This is a genomic window from Hypericibacter terrae (assembly GCF_008728855.1).
Taxonomy (GTDB): Bacteria; Pseudomonadota; Alphaproteobacteria; order Dongiales; family Dongiaceae; genus Hypericibacter; species Hypericibacter terrae.
Map to the genome: position 1 here is coordinate 1965097 of NZ_CP042906.1, position 12567 is coordinate 1977663.

12 protein-coding genes are annotated in these 12567 nt (G+C 64.9%); 5 read left to right on the forward strand and 7 right to left on the reverse strand.

All coding sequences use genetic code 11. From position 1 onward, the window contains the following. Window positions 1-62: 62 nt before the first annotated feature. Complete coding sequence (gene trhA / locus FRZ44_RS09050) at window positions 63-695, forward strand: PAQR family membrane homeostasis protein TrhA (RefSeq protein ID WP_191908504.1); 633 nt, start codon at window positions 63-65, stop codon at window positions 693-695. A gap of 64 nt (window positions 696-759) precedes the next feature. Further along, window positions 760-1104, forward strand: a complete 345-nt coding sequence (locus FRZ44_RS09055; RefSeq protein WP_225308616.1) for a hypothetical protein — start codon at window positions 760-762, stop codon at window positions 1102-1104. Between the two features lie 109 nt (window positions 1105-1213). Here FRZ44_RS09055 and FRZ44_RS09060 read toward each other — a convergent pair whose 3' ends face one another. The 4 genes from FRZ44_RS09060 to FRZ44_RS09075 all read right to left on the reverse strand — a co-directional run bounded on the left by FRZ44_RS09060 (window position 1214) and on the right by FRZ44_RS09075 (window position 4377). Continuing rightward, entirely contained in the window at window positions 1214-2032 is an 819-nt protein-coding gene (locus tag FRZ44_RS09060; RefSeq protein ID WP_151176878.1) for a MetQ/NlpA family ABC transporter substrate-binding protein, read from the reverse strand. A gap of 63 nt (window positions 2033-2095) precedes the next feature. Next, window positions 2096-2752: a methionine ABC transporter permease gene (locus tag FRZ44_RS09065; protein ID WP_151176879.1), complete on the reverse strand. Its 657-nt coding sequence runs from the start codon at window positions 2750-2752 to the stop codon at window positions 2096-2098. After that, window positions 2733-3776: a methionine ABC transporter ATP-binding protein gene (locus tag FRZ44_RS09070; protein ID WP_151180224.1), complete on the reverse strand. Its 1044-nt coding sequence runs from the start codon at window positions 3774-3776 to the stop codon at window positions 2733-2735. The genes FRZ44_RS09065 and FRZ44_RS09070 overlap by 20 nt, the downstream gene beginning before the upstream one ends. Before the next feature lie 415 nt (window positions 3777-4191). Further along, a complete protein-coding gene (locus tag FRZ44_RS09075) occupies window positions 4192-4377 on the reverse strand; it encodes a hypothetical protein (RefSeq protein WP_151176880.1) in 186 nt (61 codons plus the stop codon). A 226-nt stretch (window positions 4378-4603) separates the two neighbouring features. On the opposite strand from FRZ44_RS09075, the gene FRZ44_RS09080 reads away from it, so the two are divergent. Continuing rightward, on the forward strand, window positions 4604-6298 hold the full coding sequence (locus FRZ44_RS09080; protein ID WP_151176881.1) for an AMP-binding protein: 1695 nt from the start codon (window positions 4604-4606) through the stop codon (window positions 6296-6298). A gap of 86 nt (window positions 6299-6384) precedes the next feature. Here FRZ44_RS09080 and FRZ44_RS09085 read toward each other — a convergent pair whose 3' ends face one another. Next, a complete protein-coding gene (locus tag FRZ44_RS09085) occupies window positions 6385-6798 on the reverse strand; it encodes a DoxX family protein (protein ID WP_225308617.1) in 414 nt (137 codons plus the stop codon). Window positions 6799-7009: 211 nt separating this feature from the next. Here FRZ44_RS09085 and FRZ44_RS09090 point away from each other — a divergent pair, with 211 nt between their 5' ends. Continuing rightward, the gene (locus FRZ44_RS09090) at window positions 7010-8530 is read left to right on the forward strand and encodes an FGGY-family carbohydrate kinase (protein WP_151176882.1); all 1521 of its coding nucleotides are present in this window, start codon (window positions 7010-7012) and stop codon (window positions 8528-8530) included. 7 nt (window positions 8531-8537) lie between these two features. Then, window positions 8538-10067 (forward strand): glycerol-3-phosphate dehydrogenase, encoded by a 1530-nt coding sequence (glpD, locus tag FRZ44_RS09095; RefSeq protein WP_191908505.1) that lies wholly within the window; start codon window positions 8538-8540, stop codon window positions 10065-10067. A gap of 99 nt (window positions 10068-10166) precedes the next feature. Here glpD and FRZ44_RS09100 read toward each other — a convergent pair whose 3' ends face one another. Both FRZ44_RS09100 and FRZ44_RS09105 read right to left on the reverse strand, forming a co-directional pair. Continuing rightward, window positions 10167-11315, reverse strand: coding sequence for an IS4 family transposase (locus tag FRZ44_RS09100; RefSeq protein WP_151175409.1), 1149 nt, complete (start codon window positions 11313-11315; stop codon window positions 10167-10169). Window positions 11316-11527: 212 nt separating this feature from the next. Further along, a complete protein-coding gene (locus FRZ44_RS09105; protein ID WP_151176884.1) occupies window positions 11528-12505 on the reverse strand; it encodes a BKACE family enzyme in 978 nt (325 codons plus the stop codon). Window positions 12506-12567 lie beyond the last annotated feature (62 nt).

Below are 12567 nucleotides of genomic sequence, written 5' to 3' on the forward strand. Positions count from 1 at the left end.
CGATGATCCGGACGTCACCGCCCCCATGGACAGGCGGCGGCGGGTCCCGCAAAATCGGGAGCATGGAACGTCCGTATGACACTGCCGAAGTCGGCGCCGATCGCATCATCCATGCGATCGGCGTGGCTTTCGGGCTCATCGGCGGCGCGCTGCTCCTGACCGTTGCCGCCGAGAGCGCAAGCCCTGCTGGGCTGGTCGCCACGGTCCTCTATGTGATCGGGCTGATCGCGATGCTGGTCTGCTCCGCGGTCTATAACCTCTCCTTCGCTTCGCCCCGGCGCGAGCTGCTGCGCCGGATGGACCATGCCGCGATCTTCCTGATGATCGCCGGCACCTATTCGCCCTTCACGCTGGGCCGCCTCGACGGCGCCTGGTCGATCTGGCTCGCGGCCGTCGTCTGGGGCGGGGCGATCCTGGGCGCCGTCGCCAAGCTGACGGTGCCGCGCCGCATCGACCGCTATGCGGTGGTTCTCTATCTGGCGCTGGGCTGGGTGGTGGTGCTGGCGCTGGAGCCGCTGCTGGCCTCGCTCCATCCCGCCGTCATCACCTTGATCGTCATCGGCGGTCTGCTCTACACGGCAGGCGTGGTCTTCCATCTCTGGCGCAGCCTGCGCTTCCAGAATGCGATCTGGCACGCGCTGGTGCTGAGCGCCGCCGTCTGCCACTACGCGGCCGTGATCGTCAATTTGAGCTGACAGACCCCATCAAGGCGTCTGCCCTGCCATAATTGCCGCCCCCTCGAATGTGCGAGCCGCCTTCATGGCGAAGACGCTTTATTGCTGGCGATGCAGAACCGACGTTCCGATGCTCGATGAGCAGGAATGGGAAGAAGTCTCGACGCTTCTGCAGAAGGGGCTTGAGAATGCGAAGGAGTATCGTCGCCTACAGGATGCGCCTCTTCACCAAGTCCCGAAGCCCATCTTCGACGCCGGTGCCCTGGATCGCTATTTCGAGATCACAGGGTTTCGCGAAACCGACATCGACGCCCTTCGGCATCACAGGCTGGTGCTATTTGGCCCGCCTTGTGCGGCATGCGGGAAGCCGCTCCGTACGTCGCAGGCCAAGTTGTGCACGGAATGCGGCGCCGAAGCGCCGAAATCCTAGTCGGACCTTGAGATAGAAGGCACATCGCTGCCCTGGGGGAGGGCCAGGGCGGCGATGTTTCCGGCCGCCAACAACTCACCGGCCGGTCGTCGGACCAAGTCGCTTCGGCTTACCAGGCCGCCAGCGTCGAGCCCTTGAAGCGCTGTTCGAGGAATTGGGCCACCTCGGGCGATTCATAGGCGTGCACCAGCTTCTGATAGACCGGGTTGTCCTTGTCGGCTGCCCGCACCGCGATCACGTTGGCGTAGGGGTTGTTCTCGCGGGATTCGATCGCGATCGCGTCCTTGACCGGATCCAGGCCCGCCTCGAGCGCGTAGTTGGTGTTGATCACCGCCGCATCGACGTCGTCGAGCGCGCGGGCGAGCTGGGCCGCGTCGAGCTCGACGAAGCTCAGCTGCTTCGGGTTCTCGGTCACGTCCAGCACGGTCGGCAGCAGGCCCACGCCGTCCCGCAGCTTGATCAGGCCCTTGGCCTGGAACAGCAGCAGGGCGCGTCCGCCATTGGTCGGATCGTTCGGGATGCCGATCTTGGCGCCGTCGGCCAGCTCGTTCAGGCTCTTCACCTTGTGCGAGTAGGCGCCGATCGGCGTCACGATGGTGTTGCCGATCGGAACGATCTTGTAGCCGCGCGTCTTGATCTGGTTGTCCAGATAGGGGACGTGTTGGAAGGCGTTGGCGTCGAGCTCGCCCGAATTGAGGGCTTCGTTCGGCAGCACATAGTCGCTGAAGGTCACAAGCTCGATATCGAGCCCTTCCTTGGCCGCGACCTGCTTCACCACCGCCAGGATCTCCTCCTCGGGGCCGCTCATGATGCCGACCTTGAGATGGTCGGTGGCATGGGCGGGTAGGGCACCCAGCGTCGCCGCCGCGGCGGCGAAGAGCGCGCCGACCAGGATCGAGCGCCGTGAGGTCGAATTGCGGAGAGTCATCGTCTGGTTCCTTCTCATGACAGGGAGGCTGAGGCGTTCGTGGTTCTTGGCAGGCGCGGGCCTTCAGGCCCGCCGATTGAGGCGCTTGGCCAGGCGGTCCCCCGCCAGCTGCACGCCCGAGACGAGGGCGATCAGCACGACGATGACCGCGACCATCACGGTCGTGTCGAAGCGCTGATAGCCGTAGCGGATGGCCAGATCCCCGAGCCCGCCGCCGCCGACCGCACCGGCCATGGCCGACTGGCCGATGAGCGCCACGATGGTGATGGTGAAGCCGCCGATGAGGCCGGGCAGGGCTTCCGGGATCAGGACCTTGAAGACAATGTTGTGCCGCCGGCCACCCATCGCCTGGACCGCCTCGATCAGCCCGCGATCCACTTCGCGCAAGGCCACCTCGGCGACGCGCGCATAGAAGGGGATGGCGGCGATCGAGAGCGGCACGATGGCGGCGACCGTGCCGATCGAGGTGCCGACGATGAGGCGCGTCAGCGGTATCAGCGCCACCAGCAGGATGATGAAGGGCGTCGAGCGGGAGGCGTTGACGATCCAGCCGGAGATCCGGTTGAGGAGGGGCGCCTGCACCAGCCCGCCGGGGCCGGTGATCACGAGCAGCACGGCGATCGGCAGGCCGATAAACATGGTCGCCAGGCCCGAGGCCGCGACCATGAGGGCCGTCTCGCCCAGGGCCTTGACGAAGAGATCAATGAGCGGGGAGGACATGGCCGAGCAGCTCCACGGAGGTCGTGCGTTCGCGCAGGAAATCGATGATGGCCGGGAGCGGCTGCGCGGTTCGTTCCGGCAGCGCCAGTATCAGCACACCGATCGGCTGGCCCTTGATGGTGTCGATCGCGCCATGGACCACGCTGGCCGCCACGTCGAGCTGGCGCGCCAGCTCGGCGATGACGGGGTCCCCCGCCTTCGAGCCCGAGAAGCGCAGGCGCAGCAGTGGCTGGCTGCCGGGCAGCGGCACATCGGACAGGCGCTGCGCCAGCGACGCCGGCAGATCGGGCAGCACATCCTGAAGCAGGCTGCGGGTGACCTCGCTCCGGGGTTGCGCGAAGATGTCGGCAACCGCGCCTTGCTCCACGATGCGGCCATGATCCAGGACCACCATCCGGTCGCAGAGATCGCGGACCACCGCCATCTCATGGGTGATGAGCACGATGGTGAGGCCAAGCTTGCGGTTGATGTCGCCCAGCAGCGCCAGGATCTGGCGCGTCGTCTCCGGGTCGAGCGCCGAAGTCGCCTCGTCGCAGAGCAGGATGCGGGGGCTGGTCGCGAGCGCCCGCGCGATGCCGACTCGCTGTTTCTGTCCGCCGGAAAGCCGCGCCGGATAGACATTCCGCTTGTCTGCGAGGCCGACGAGATCGAGAAGGTCCGAAACCCGGCTCTCGATCTCGCTGCGGCTCGCGCCCGCCAGCTCCAGCGGCAAGGCGACATTATCGAAGACGCTGCGCGAGGAGAGCAGGTTGAAATGCTGGAAGATCATCCCGATGCGCCGGCGCAAGGCGGCGAGGTCCGCCTCGCCCAATCGATTCACCGGCGTGCCCTCGACTAGAATGGTCCCGCTCTGCGGCCGCTCCAAACCGTTGATGCAGCGGAGCAGGGTGCTCTTGCCGGCGCCGCTGCGCCCGATGATGCCGAGGATCTCGCCCTCCTGCACATCGATCGAGACGCCATGGAGCGCCACCACCTCGCGGCCCCCGGCCTCGAAGCTCTTGCTCAGGTTTTGCAGGCGGATCAGAGGCAGGGGATCGCGGTGGGCGTCGGTCGCAGACGCCGTCTCGCGCTCGGTCCGCGACCCTGCGCGCGCATCGAACGCGCTCTCGAAACGAGCCGCGGGAATGGAGCTGGTGAGAGACGACATGCCAACCTCGCTGCAGTGCGACCGGCTGGCGGGCATAAGAAATCCGCCACAGCAAAGCCGGGCGGAGGGCTTCGCTTTAGCGGTATTTCTAGAGCGCCCGCAAGCTGATCTTCAAATCGGCGCTTAGTGATGGAGCAGACATAAGAAGATGTGCGGGGCCGGTCAACCTCGAACGGGGTCTTGCCGCATGAGCTTTCTGCATTGCTGATTTGCGGCCGCACGGAAAACCGGCGCTATCGCTTCAGCTGCTTTGACGAGCAGCGCATCGCCGCGACAATTTCGCGCGCGCTCGTCAAACCGAACCGATGGCCCAGAGCACACCCGCCAGGACGACGGCGGCCACGAGCGCCAGGCCGCTGCTGAGGGAGGGCTCCTCGGACCAGAGCATCGCCGCCATGTCCGAGCGCATCCGGTCATATTGGCCCTCTTCCTTGTATTGGTCGCCGAGAGCCAGGAGGGCGATATCGAGATGCATCATGGGAAGACCTCGCGAAAGCCGCGCTGCCGACGAAGGACCGCCATCCGCGGCTGAGGCGGCCCAGAGGCTCCCAGCCAAACTCATGATTGCCCTTGAGAAAATCGATCCTTTCTAAGGGGCGGAAGAAGAATATCTTATGGGGTGGCGGAAGCCGGCCCTCATGGCCCGGACTTTCCCGAGCGTGGGATCAACTCGCGCCGCCACATCGGACCATCAGGGGGACGACATGGCCGGATTGACTCAGAGCTATGTGAATGGCGCCAGCACCGTGCCACTGATCGGCGACACGATCGGCGTGCATCTCGACCGTATTGCCGCGCGTATGCTGGATCGTCCGGCGCTGGTGGTGCGCCAGCAGAAAGTGCGGTGGAGCTATCGCGAGCTCAACCAGAAGGTCGACGCGATGGCGGCCGGATTGATCGCGCTGGGCTTCGCGCCCGGGGAGCGGATCGGTATCTGGTCGCCGAACAACTCGGAATGGGTACTGACTCAGTTCGCCACCGCCAGGGCGGGGCTGATCCTGGTCAACATCAACCCCGCCTATCGGCTGCATGAGCTCAAATATGCGTTGAACAAGGTGGGTTGCCGCGGGCTCATCCTCGCCGCTTCCTTCAAGACCAGCGACTATCTCGCGATGATCCGCGAGACCTGCCCGGAACTCGACCAGGCGAAACCGGGCGCGCTTCAGGCCGCTTCCGTTCCGTCCCTGCGGTGGGTGTTCCGCATGGGCACGGACAAGAGCGCCGGCATGGCCAATTTCGCCGATATCGCCGCCGCCGCCACGCCAGCCTCGCGCGAGCGCCTGGCCGTGCTCGCCCAGGAACTGCAGTTCGACGATCCGATCAACATCCAGTTCACCAGCGGCACCACGGGCAATCCCAAGGGTGCCACCCTCACGCATCACAACATTCTCAATAACGGCTTCTTCATCGGCGAGGCGATGCGGTTGACCGATCAGGACCGGCTTTGCATCCCGGTGCCGTTCTATCACTGCTTCGGCATGGTGCTGGGGAATCTCGCCTGTGTCACCCATGGGGCCTGCATGGTGATCCCGGGCGAGGGTTTCGATCCGCTGGCGGTGCTGCAGACCGTCTCCGAGGAACGCTGCACGGGCCTCCATGGCGTGCCGACCATGTTCATCGCCGTGCTCGATCATCCCGATTTCGAGAAGCACGACGTCTCGACCCTGCGCACCGGAATCATGGCCGGCAGCCCCTGTCCGGTCGAGGTGATGAAACGCTGCACCTCCAAGCTGCATTTGCGCGAGCTCACCATCGCCTATGGCATGACCGAGACCAGCCCGGTGAGCTTCCAGAGCTCGGTCGAGGATCCGATCGAACGGCGCGTCTCGACCGTGGGGCGCATCCATCCGCATTTGGAGGTCAAGATCGTCGACCTGGAAGGGCGGATCCTGCCGCCGGGCCAGCCCGGCGAACTCCTGACGCGCGGCTATTCCGTGATGCGCGGCTACTGGGACGACGAGGCTCGCACCGCCGAGGCGATCGACTCGGCGCATTGGATGCATACCGGCGATCTGGCGACCATCGACGCCGAGGGCTATTGCAACATCGTGGGGCGCATCAAGGACATGGTCATCCGCGGCGGCGAGAACATCTATCCCCGCGAGATCGAGGAATTCCTCTACGCCCACCCGAAGATCAGCGACGTGCAGGTGTTCGGCATTCCCGATCCCAAATTCGGCGAGCAGCTCTGCGCCTGGATTCGCGTCAAGAGCGGGGAGCAGCTGACGGACCGGGAGGTGGTCGCGTTCTGCAAGGGACAGATCGCGCATTACAAGATCCCCCAGCATATCCGCTTCGTCGACGCCTTTCCGATGACCGTCACCGGCAAGATTCAGAAATTCGTCATGCGGCAGAAGATGGCGGAGGAGCTGGGTGTGACCGAGGCGAAGACCGCCTGAAAAGAGCGTCCAAGAAGAAGGCCGCGGCAACCCAAGCTGCCGCGGCCTTCCTTAGTCAAATCCCGATGGTTCTAGAAGTCATCCGTTTAGGCCGCCTTGGCGCGCGCGCCGTCGACGCTCCAGGCGCCCGGACCGGCTGCGGCGAAGAACAGGCATACGAAGGAGTAAAGTGCGGCGAGCTCTCCTCCATTTTGGATCGGGAAGACGGAATTCGGGAAGTGGATGTAGAAATAGGCCACAGCCGCGAAGCCCGAGAGAACGAAGGCCACCGGCCGCGTGAAGAGACCGATGAGCAGGAGGGCGCCGCCGATGAGCTCGATCCAACCGGCGATACCGATCAAGGAGAAGCTCGGCACGCTCGACATATCCGTCAGCGGGAAGCCAAGATGCTTGGTGGTGCCGTGTTCGAGAAGGAACAGCCCCGTGATGATGCGGAGCAGACCCTGTGCGCGCGACGACCAGGCCGCGCCGATTTGATCGATGTTCATGTTGTGACCCACCCTGATGAGATGCCCTTTTGATGAAGAGCCCGTGGCGCATATTCTGCTAATAGGTGCCGATTCGCCACGTCCAACCGCGACGACTCGGCCAGAATCGGGTGAGCAGGTATCGATGAGGAAACCGATTCGCCGTGGCGTTAGCGATGCGGGGCGGCTATGACCGACGGGCGCCGCGCATCGCCGACGCCGCTTTCGATCTGAGGACCCGCCCGTGGCGAACGGAAGGGACATCGTCATCGGGATCGATCAGGGCACGACCAACACCAAGGTCGTGGCGATCGATCGTCAGGGTCGGGTGCTGGCGCAGGCCGATCGTCCGATCGCCTCCGCGTCGCCGCAGCTGGGTTGGGTCGAGCAGGACCCCAATGCCATGCTGGCCAATCTGGTCGCCTGCGTGCGAGAGGTGCTGGCGAAGCTCGATCGAGCGCCTACGCAGGTGGCCGGCCTCGGCATCGCCAATCAAACCGAGACGCTGGTGATCTGGGATCGCCACAGCGGCGAGCCCGTTCTTCCCGCGATGGTCTGGAAATGCCGGCGCGGCGACGAGGAGATCGCGCCCTTGCGCCGCGACGAGACGGTGGCGGCATTGCGCGCCAGGACCGGGCTCGATCTCGATCCCACCTTCACCGCGGCGAAGCTGAAATGGGTCTTCGTCAACCGGCCCGAGATCGGCGCGCGATTGGCGAGCGGCGATTGCCTTTTCGGCACGGTCGATTGCTGGCTGATCTGGAAGCTCACGGGCGGCGCCACCTACGCGACCGAGCCCGGCAATGCCTCGCGCACGATGCTGCTCGATATCGCCGGTGCCGCATGGGATCCGGAGCTCGCGGCATTGTTCGGCCTGAAGCTCGCGCGGATGCCCGAGCTGCGTCATTCGGCGGATGATTTCGGCAGCACGCGACCCGAGTTCTTCGGTGGACCCGTCCCGACCACCGCCGCGATGGGCGACCAGCAGGCGGCGCTGTTCGGCCATGGCTGCTTCGATCCGCTGCAACTGAAGGTGACCTACGGCACCGGCGCCTTTCTCTGGGTCAATGCCGGCGCGGATCCGGCGGTCAAGGTGACCGGCGGGCTGATCCGCACCATCGCCTGGAGCCTCGATCGCCCCACCTATGCGCTCGAAGGATTCGTGATGTATGCGGGCGCCATCCTGGATTGGCTGGCGACGCGGTTGGGCATCGAGGGCGGCGGGGCCGGTATTGTGCGCGAGGCGCAGAACGTCGGAACCAGCGACGGCGTGATTCTGGTACCGGCGTTCCAGGGGCTGGCGGCGCCCTGGTGGCGGCCGGAAGTGCGCGCGGGTCTGATCGGCATGACCGAGGCCACGTCGCGCGCCCATCTCTGCCATGCCGGGCTCGACGCGCTGTGCTATCAGATCCGGGCCGTGCTCGACGGCGTCCGGCGCTCGACCGGCCAGGCGATCGGCGCGGTGCGGGTCGATGGCGGGCCCACCCGCTCGGATTACCTCATGCAGATGCAGGCGGATATTTTGCAGCAGCCTCTGAGCGCCTCGGCCTTCGATTCCATGACGCCTTATGGTGTCGCCCTGATGGCGGGGCTGGGCGCCGGACTCTGGAGCGGCGTCGACGAGCTGCGGCCGCTGGTGAAACCGTCGAAACAGGTCCTGCCCGACGCCGCGGCAGGTGCGCGCTGGGACCGCGGCTATGAAGAGTGGCTGGCAGCGTCGGAAGCGCTGCTGGCGCTCTACCGCGACAAGCGCTCCAAGGCCTGATCCGATCATGCCGATCGCCCCCAAGCCGCTCTACAATCTCTTCGTCATCGGCGGCGGCATCAATGGTGCCGCCATCGCCTGCGATGCCGCGGGCCGCGGGCTGGCCGTGGCGCTGGCCGAGGAGCGCGACTTCGCCGAGGGCACCTCGTCGCGCTCCTCCAAATTGATCCATGGCGGCTTGCGCTATCTCGAGACCTATGATTTCCGGCTGGTGCGCCATGCGCTGCTGGAGCGCGAGATCCTGATGGCGAAGGCGCCGCATCTGGTCTGGCCGATTCGGCTGGTGCTGCCGCATGTGCCCAGTCTGCGACCGCGCTGGATGATCCGCCTCGGTCTCCTCTTCTATGATTTCCTGGCGCCGCGCCGGCAGCTGCCGGGCTCGCAATCGATCGACCTGCGCCACCATGAGTTCGGCAAGGCGCTGAAGCCCTCGGTTACCCACGCCTTTGCCTATTCCGATTGTCGCGGCGACGACGCGCGCCTCGTGATCGCGAATGTCCAGGGTGCTCAGGCCCATGGTGCGGATATCTTCGCGCGCCACCGGTTTGTTGGGGCGCGCCGCCACCCCGACTACTGGCAGATTGACCTGGAGAACACCTTGACCAAGCAGCGTTTGGATATCCAGGCGAAGATTCTCATCAATGCAGCAGGCCCGTGGGTGATCTCAGTCGGAGAGACGATCGATGGCGTGGTCACGGCGCGACGGCTCAGGATGGTGCGCGGTAGCCACATCGTCGTGCCGCGGCTCTGGGAGGGTGAGCATGGCTATTTCCTACAGACCCGCGACAACCGGACCATGGAGGCCTTTCCCTATGAGGACGACTTCACCTCGATCGGCACGACCGACGAACCCTGGGAGGACGCGCCCGAGAAGGTGACCGTCTCGGAGAAAGAGATCGACTACATGCTTGACGAGGTGAACCAGTATCTGCGCAATCCCGTGAGCCGCGCCGACATCGTCTGGCGCTATGCCGGGGTGCGGCCGTTGTTCGAGGTGGGCGGCGGGCGCGACGGGGAGCTCTCGACGCTGACCCGCGACTACGCCTTCGAGATTAATGGCGGCCAGGATCAAGCACCGGCTCTTACCATTTTCGGCGGTAAGCTGACGACTCATCGTCGTCTGGCAGAACATGCGATGATGGAATTGGAAAGCATACTTCCATGGTTTGGTGCTTGCCGGACGCGGACCGAAATGTTGCCTGGCGGCGATCTTGGTTCCGGCGGCCTGGAGGGGTTTACCGCGGATCTGTTGCGCGACTTTTCCTGGCTGCCGCCAAAGCAGTTGCGCCGCTATGCGAAGCTTTATGGTACCCGCGCGCGCGCGTTGCTCGGGTCCGCGCAGAGGCCGGCCGATCTGGGGTTGCGCTTCGGCGCCGATCTCTATGCGCGCGAGGTCGATTACCTGATGGACAATGAATGGGCGCTCGCGGCCGACGACATCGTCTGGCGGCGCAGCAAGCTGGGCCTGCGGCTGAGTGCGGCCGAGATCGAGACGCTCGGCGCCTATATGGCGTCGCGCAAGCCGGCCTGGGTCTGACCGAAGTCTCGATCTCCTGTCATCGCCGGCTGCTCTTCTGTCATCCCGGCCGCTCTTCTGTCATCGCCGGGCTTGACCCACGGCTGTCCGGTTCCGGTTTCAGCTCCATTGTAGCGCCATTTGATGTGGGTTCGGAATTGGGGCGGTTTCGGGTTCGAGCAGGCGGTCGATGCGCCTGCGATGCATGAGGTTGGCGCGCACGAGGCGGGCGAAGGCCAACGGGCTGTGACCGTCCTTGATGGCTTTCTGTGCCAATCGCAACAACAGGAAAGCGATCAGGGCGACGGCGATCTGGATGCGAACGGCGTTCTCGGAAGTGCCGAGAAAGCGGGTGATTTTCAGGGTCTGCTTGACCCACCGGAAGAACAGCTCGATCGCCCAGCGGCGCTTGTAGAGGTCTGCGATCTCCTGGGCGCTGGCGTCGAGATCGTTGCACAAGATGCGCAGGATCTTGCCGGTTTCGGTCTTCACGCGGATCTCGCGGACCGGGTCTTGGAAGGGGTTTTTGCGGCTGGCGGCTTGGCGGGCCGGGAGATATCCGATCCGGTCGGAGAGAATGGCGCTGCCCCGGGGCAGGGCGTTCTCGGCGACGAGGGTCAGGGGTGTGTTGGATTTGAAGCGAGTGACGATGCGGCATCCGGCAGCGTCCAGCTTGGCCCACCAGGCATAGTCGTAATAGCCGAGGTCGAAGACATAGGTGGCGCCGGGCTCGACCGGCATGTCGTGGGCGGGGGTAATGTCGTTGACATTCGCCGCACTGACAGCGGCATAGATGGGGCGGTCGGCGTCGGGATCGTAGATCACATGCAGCTTGGCGCCGCAGACGCCGGCGCTGAAACGGGCCCAATCGGCGCTCAGACCGCTCAATCGCAAGCCAGTGGAATCGATCAGATAGGTGGTTTCGGCGATCTTGCGGCGCAGCCCGCGATGGGCCTGCTTGATCATCACGGCGAGCAACTCGGCGAACAGCCCGCTCGGCCTTATGGCATTGGCATCGGCCAGCGTCGAACGGCGAACCTCGCCCGTTCCCAGGTGATAGAGCCGCGCCGCGTGGCTCGTCAGCCCGCTCACGATCTCCCGCAGGCTCGTCGCGCCCGAAAGCTGGCCGTAGAGCAGCGCCACGAACTGGCCCTTGGTCGTCAACCGCCGCACCCGAGCATCGCTATTGTGGGCCTCGACCAGCCGATCGAAGTCGAGCCACGCAACCTGCTTAAGAACCGAATGAAATACGCTATTCTGGTGCCGCATGGCGCTGACCCTCTGCCCGTGTCCCGAAACGTTTGCCGACGTTCAGGACCGAGTAGAATCAACGCCATGCACCGCGTCCACAAAAACTCAACCGGACAGCCGTGGGCTTGACCCGGGGATCCAGTGCAGGCGCTACGCGCTCGAAGCCTGGATTGCCGGGTCAAGCCCGGCAATGACAGGGGGAAGGAGGCGTTGGAGCGTTCTTCAACGCCTCAGAACGCGACCTTGTCGCCGCCCTTGAGCTTCAGCATGGCGCGGGCCTCGGCCGGGGAGGCGACCTCGAGCGACAGCTCCGTCAGGATGTTGCGGATCTTCTTCACCTGATCGGCATTGCTCTTGGCGAGTTGGCCGGGCCCCAGATAGATGCTGTCCTCGAGTCCGACGCGCACATTGGCACCCATCGTGGCGCCCATGGTCGCGAGCGACATCTGATGGCGGCCGGCGGCCAGGATCGACCATTGGTAATCGCTGCCGAACAGGCGGTCGGCGGTACGGCGCATATGGGAGAGATCCTCGGGATGCGGGCCGATGCCGCCCAGCACGCCGAAGATGGTCTGCACGAAGAGCGGCGGCTCCAAAAGCTTGCGGTCCAGGAAATGGGCCAGCGTGTAGAGATGGCCGACGTCGTAGCATTCGCATTCGAAGCGCGTACCGCAGCCCTGGCCCAGCTCCTGGATGAAGCGCTCGATCTGGCCGAAGGTATTGCTGACGATCAGGTCCTTGGTCTTCTCGACATAGGCCTTCTCCCACTCATGCTGCCATTTGTCGATCTTCTGGGTGATGTGGAAGATGCCGAAATTCATAGAGCCCATATTGAGCGAACAGAGCTCGGGCTTGGCGCGCAAGGGCGCCGCCAGCCGGTCTTCCATGGTCATGCCGAGCGAGCCGCCGGTGGTGATGTTGATCACCGCGTCGGTGTTCTGCTTGATGCGCGGCAGGAACTGCATGAAGACGTCGGCGCTGGGCGTGGGCCGTCCGTCCTTCGGATCGCGCGCATGGAGATGGATGATCGAGGCCCCGGCCTCGGCCGCCGCGATCGACTCTTTCGCGATCTGGTCGGGCGTGATCGGCAGATAGGGCGTCATGGTCGGGGTGTGGACCGAGCCGGTCACGGCGCAGGTGATGATGACCTTGCGGGAAGCCTTGCCGTCCTTGGCGACGGCGCCGGCAGCGGCGCTGCTGGTTGTCATGGCGCGGGATCCGATCTGGCTAAATGGGGTCTTCAAATTGGCGGCTGAACCCGGAAAATCCG

What these genes read in the sequence shown, in the direction of transcription:
- trhA (WP_191908504.1), top strand. Translation starts at nt 63, where the DNA reads ATGGAACGTCCGTATGACACTGCCGAAGTCGGCGCCGATCGCATCATC.
- FRZ44_RS09055 (WP_225308616.1), top strand. Translation starts at nt 760, where the DNA reads ATGGCGAAGACGCTTTATTGCTGGCGATGCAGAACCGACGTTCCGATG.
- FRZ44_RS09060 (WP_151176878.1), bottom strand. Translation starts at nt 2,032, where the DNA reads ATGACTCTCCGCAATTCGACCTCACGGCGCTCGATCCTGGTCGGCGCG.
- FRZ44_RS09065 (WP_151176879.1), bottom strand. Translation starts at nt 2,752, where the DNA reads ATGTCCTCCCCGCTCATTGATCTCTTCGTCAAGGCCCTGGGCGAGACG.
- FRZ44_RS09075 (WP_151176880.1), bottom strand. Translation starts at nt 4,377, where the DNA reads ATGATGCATCTCGATATCGCCCTCCTGGCTCTCGGCGACCAATACAAG.
- FRZ44_RS09080 (WP_151176881.1), top strand. Translation starts at nt 4,604, where the DNA reads ATGGCCGGATTGACTCAGAGCTATGTGAATGGCGCCAGCACCGTGCCA.
- glpD (WP_191908505.1), top strand. Translation starts at nt 8,538, where the DNA reads ATGCCGATCGCCCCCAAGCCGCTCTACAATCTCTTCGTCATCGGCGGC.
- FRZ44_RS09100 (WP_151175409.1), bottom strand. Translation starts at nt 11,315, where the DNA reads ATGCGGCACCAGAATAGCGTATTTCATTCGGTTCTTAAGCAGGTTGCG.
- FRZ44_RS09105 (WP_151176884.1), bottom strand. Translation starts at nt 12,505, where the DNA reads ATGACAACCAGCAGCGCCGCTGCCGGCGCCGTCGCCAAGGACGGCAAG.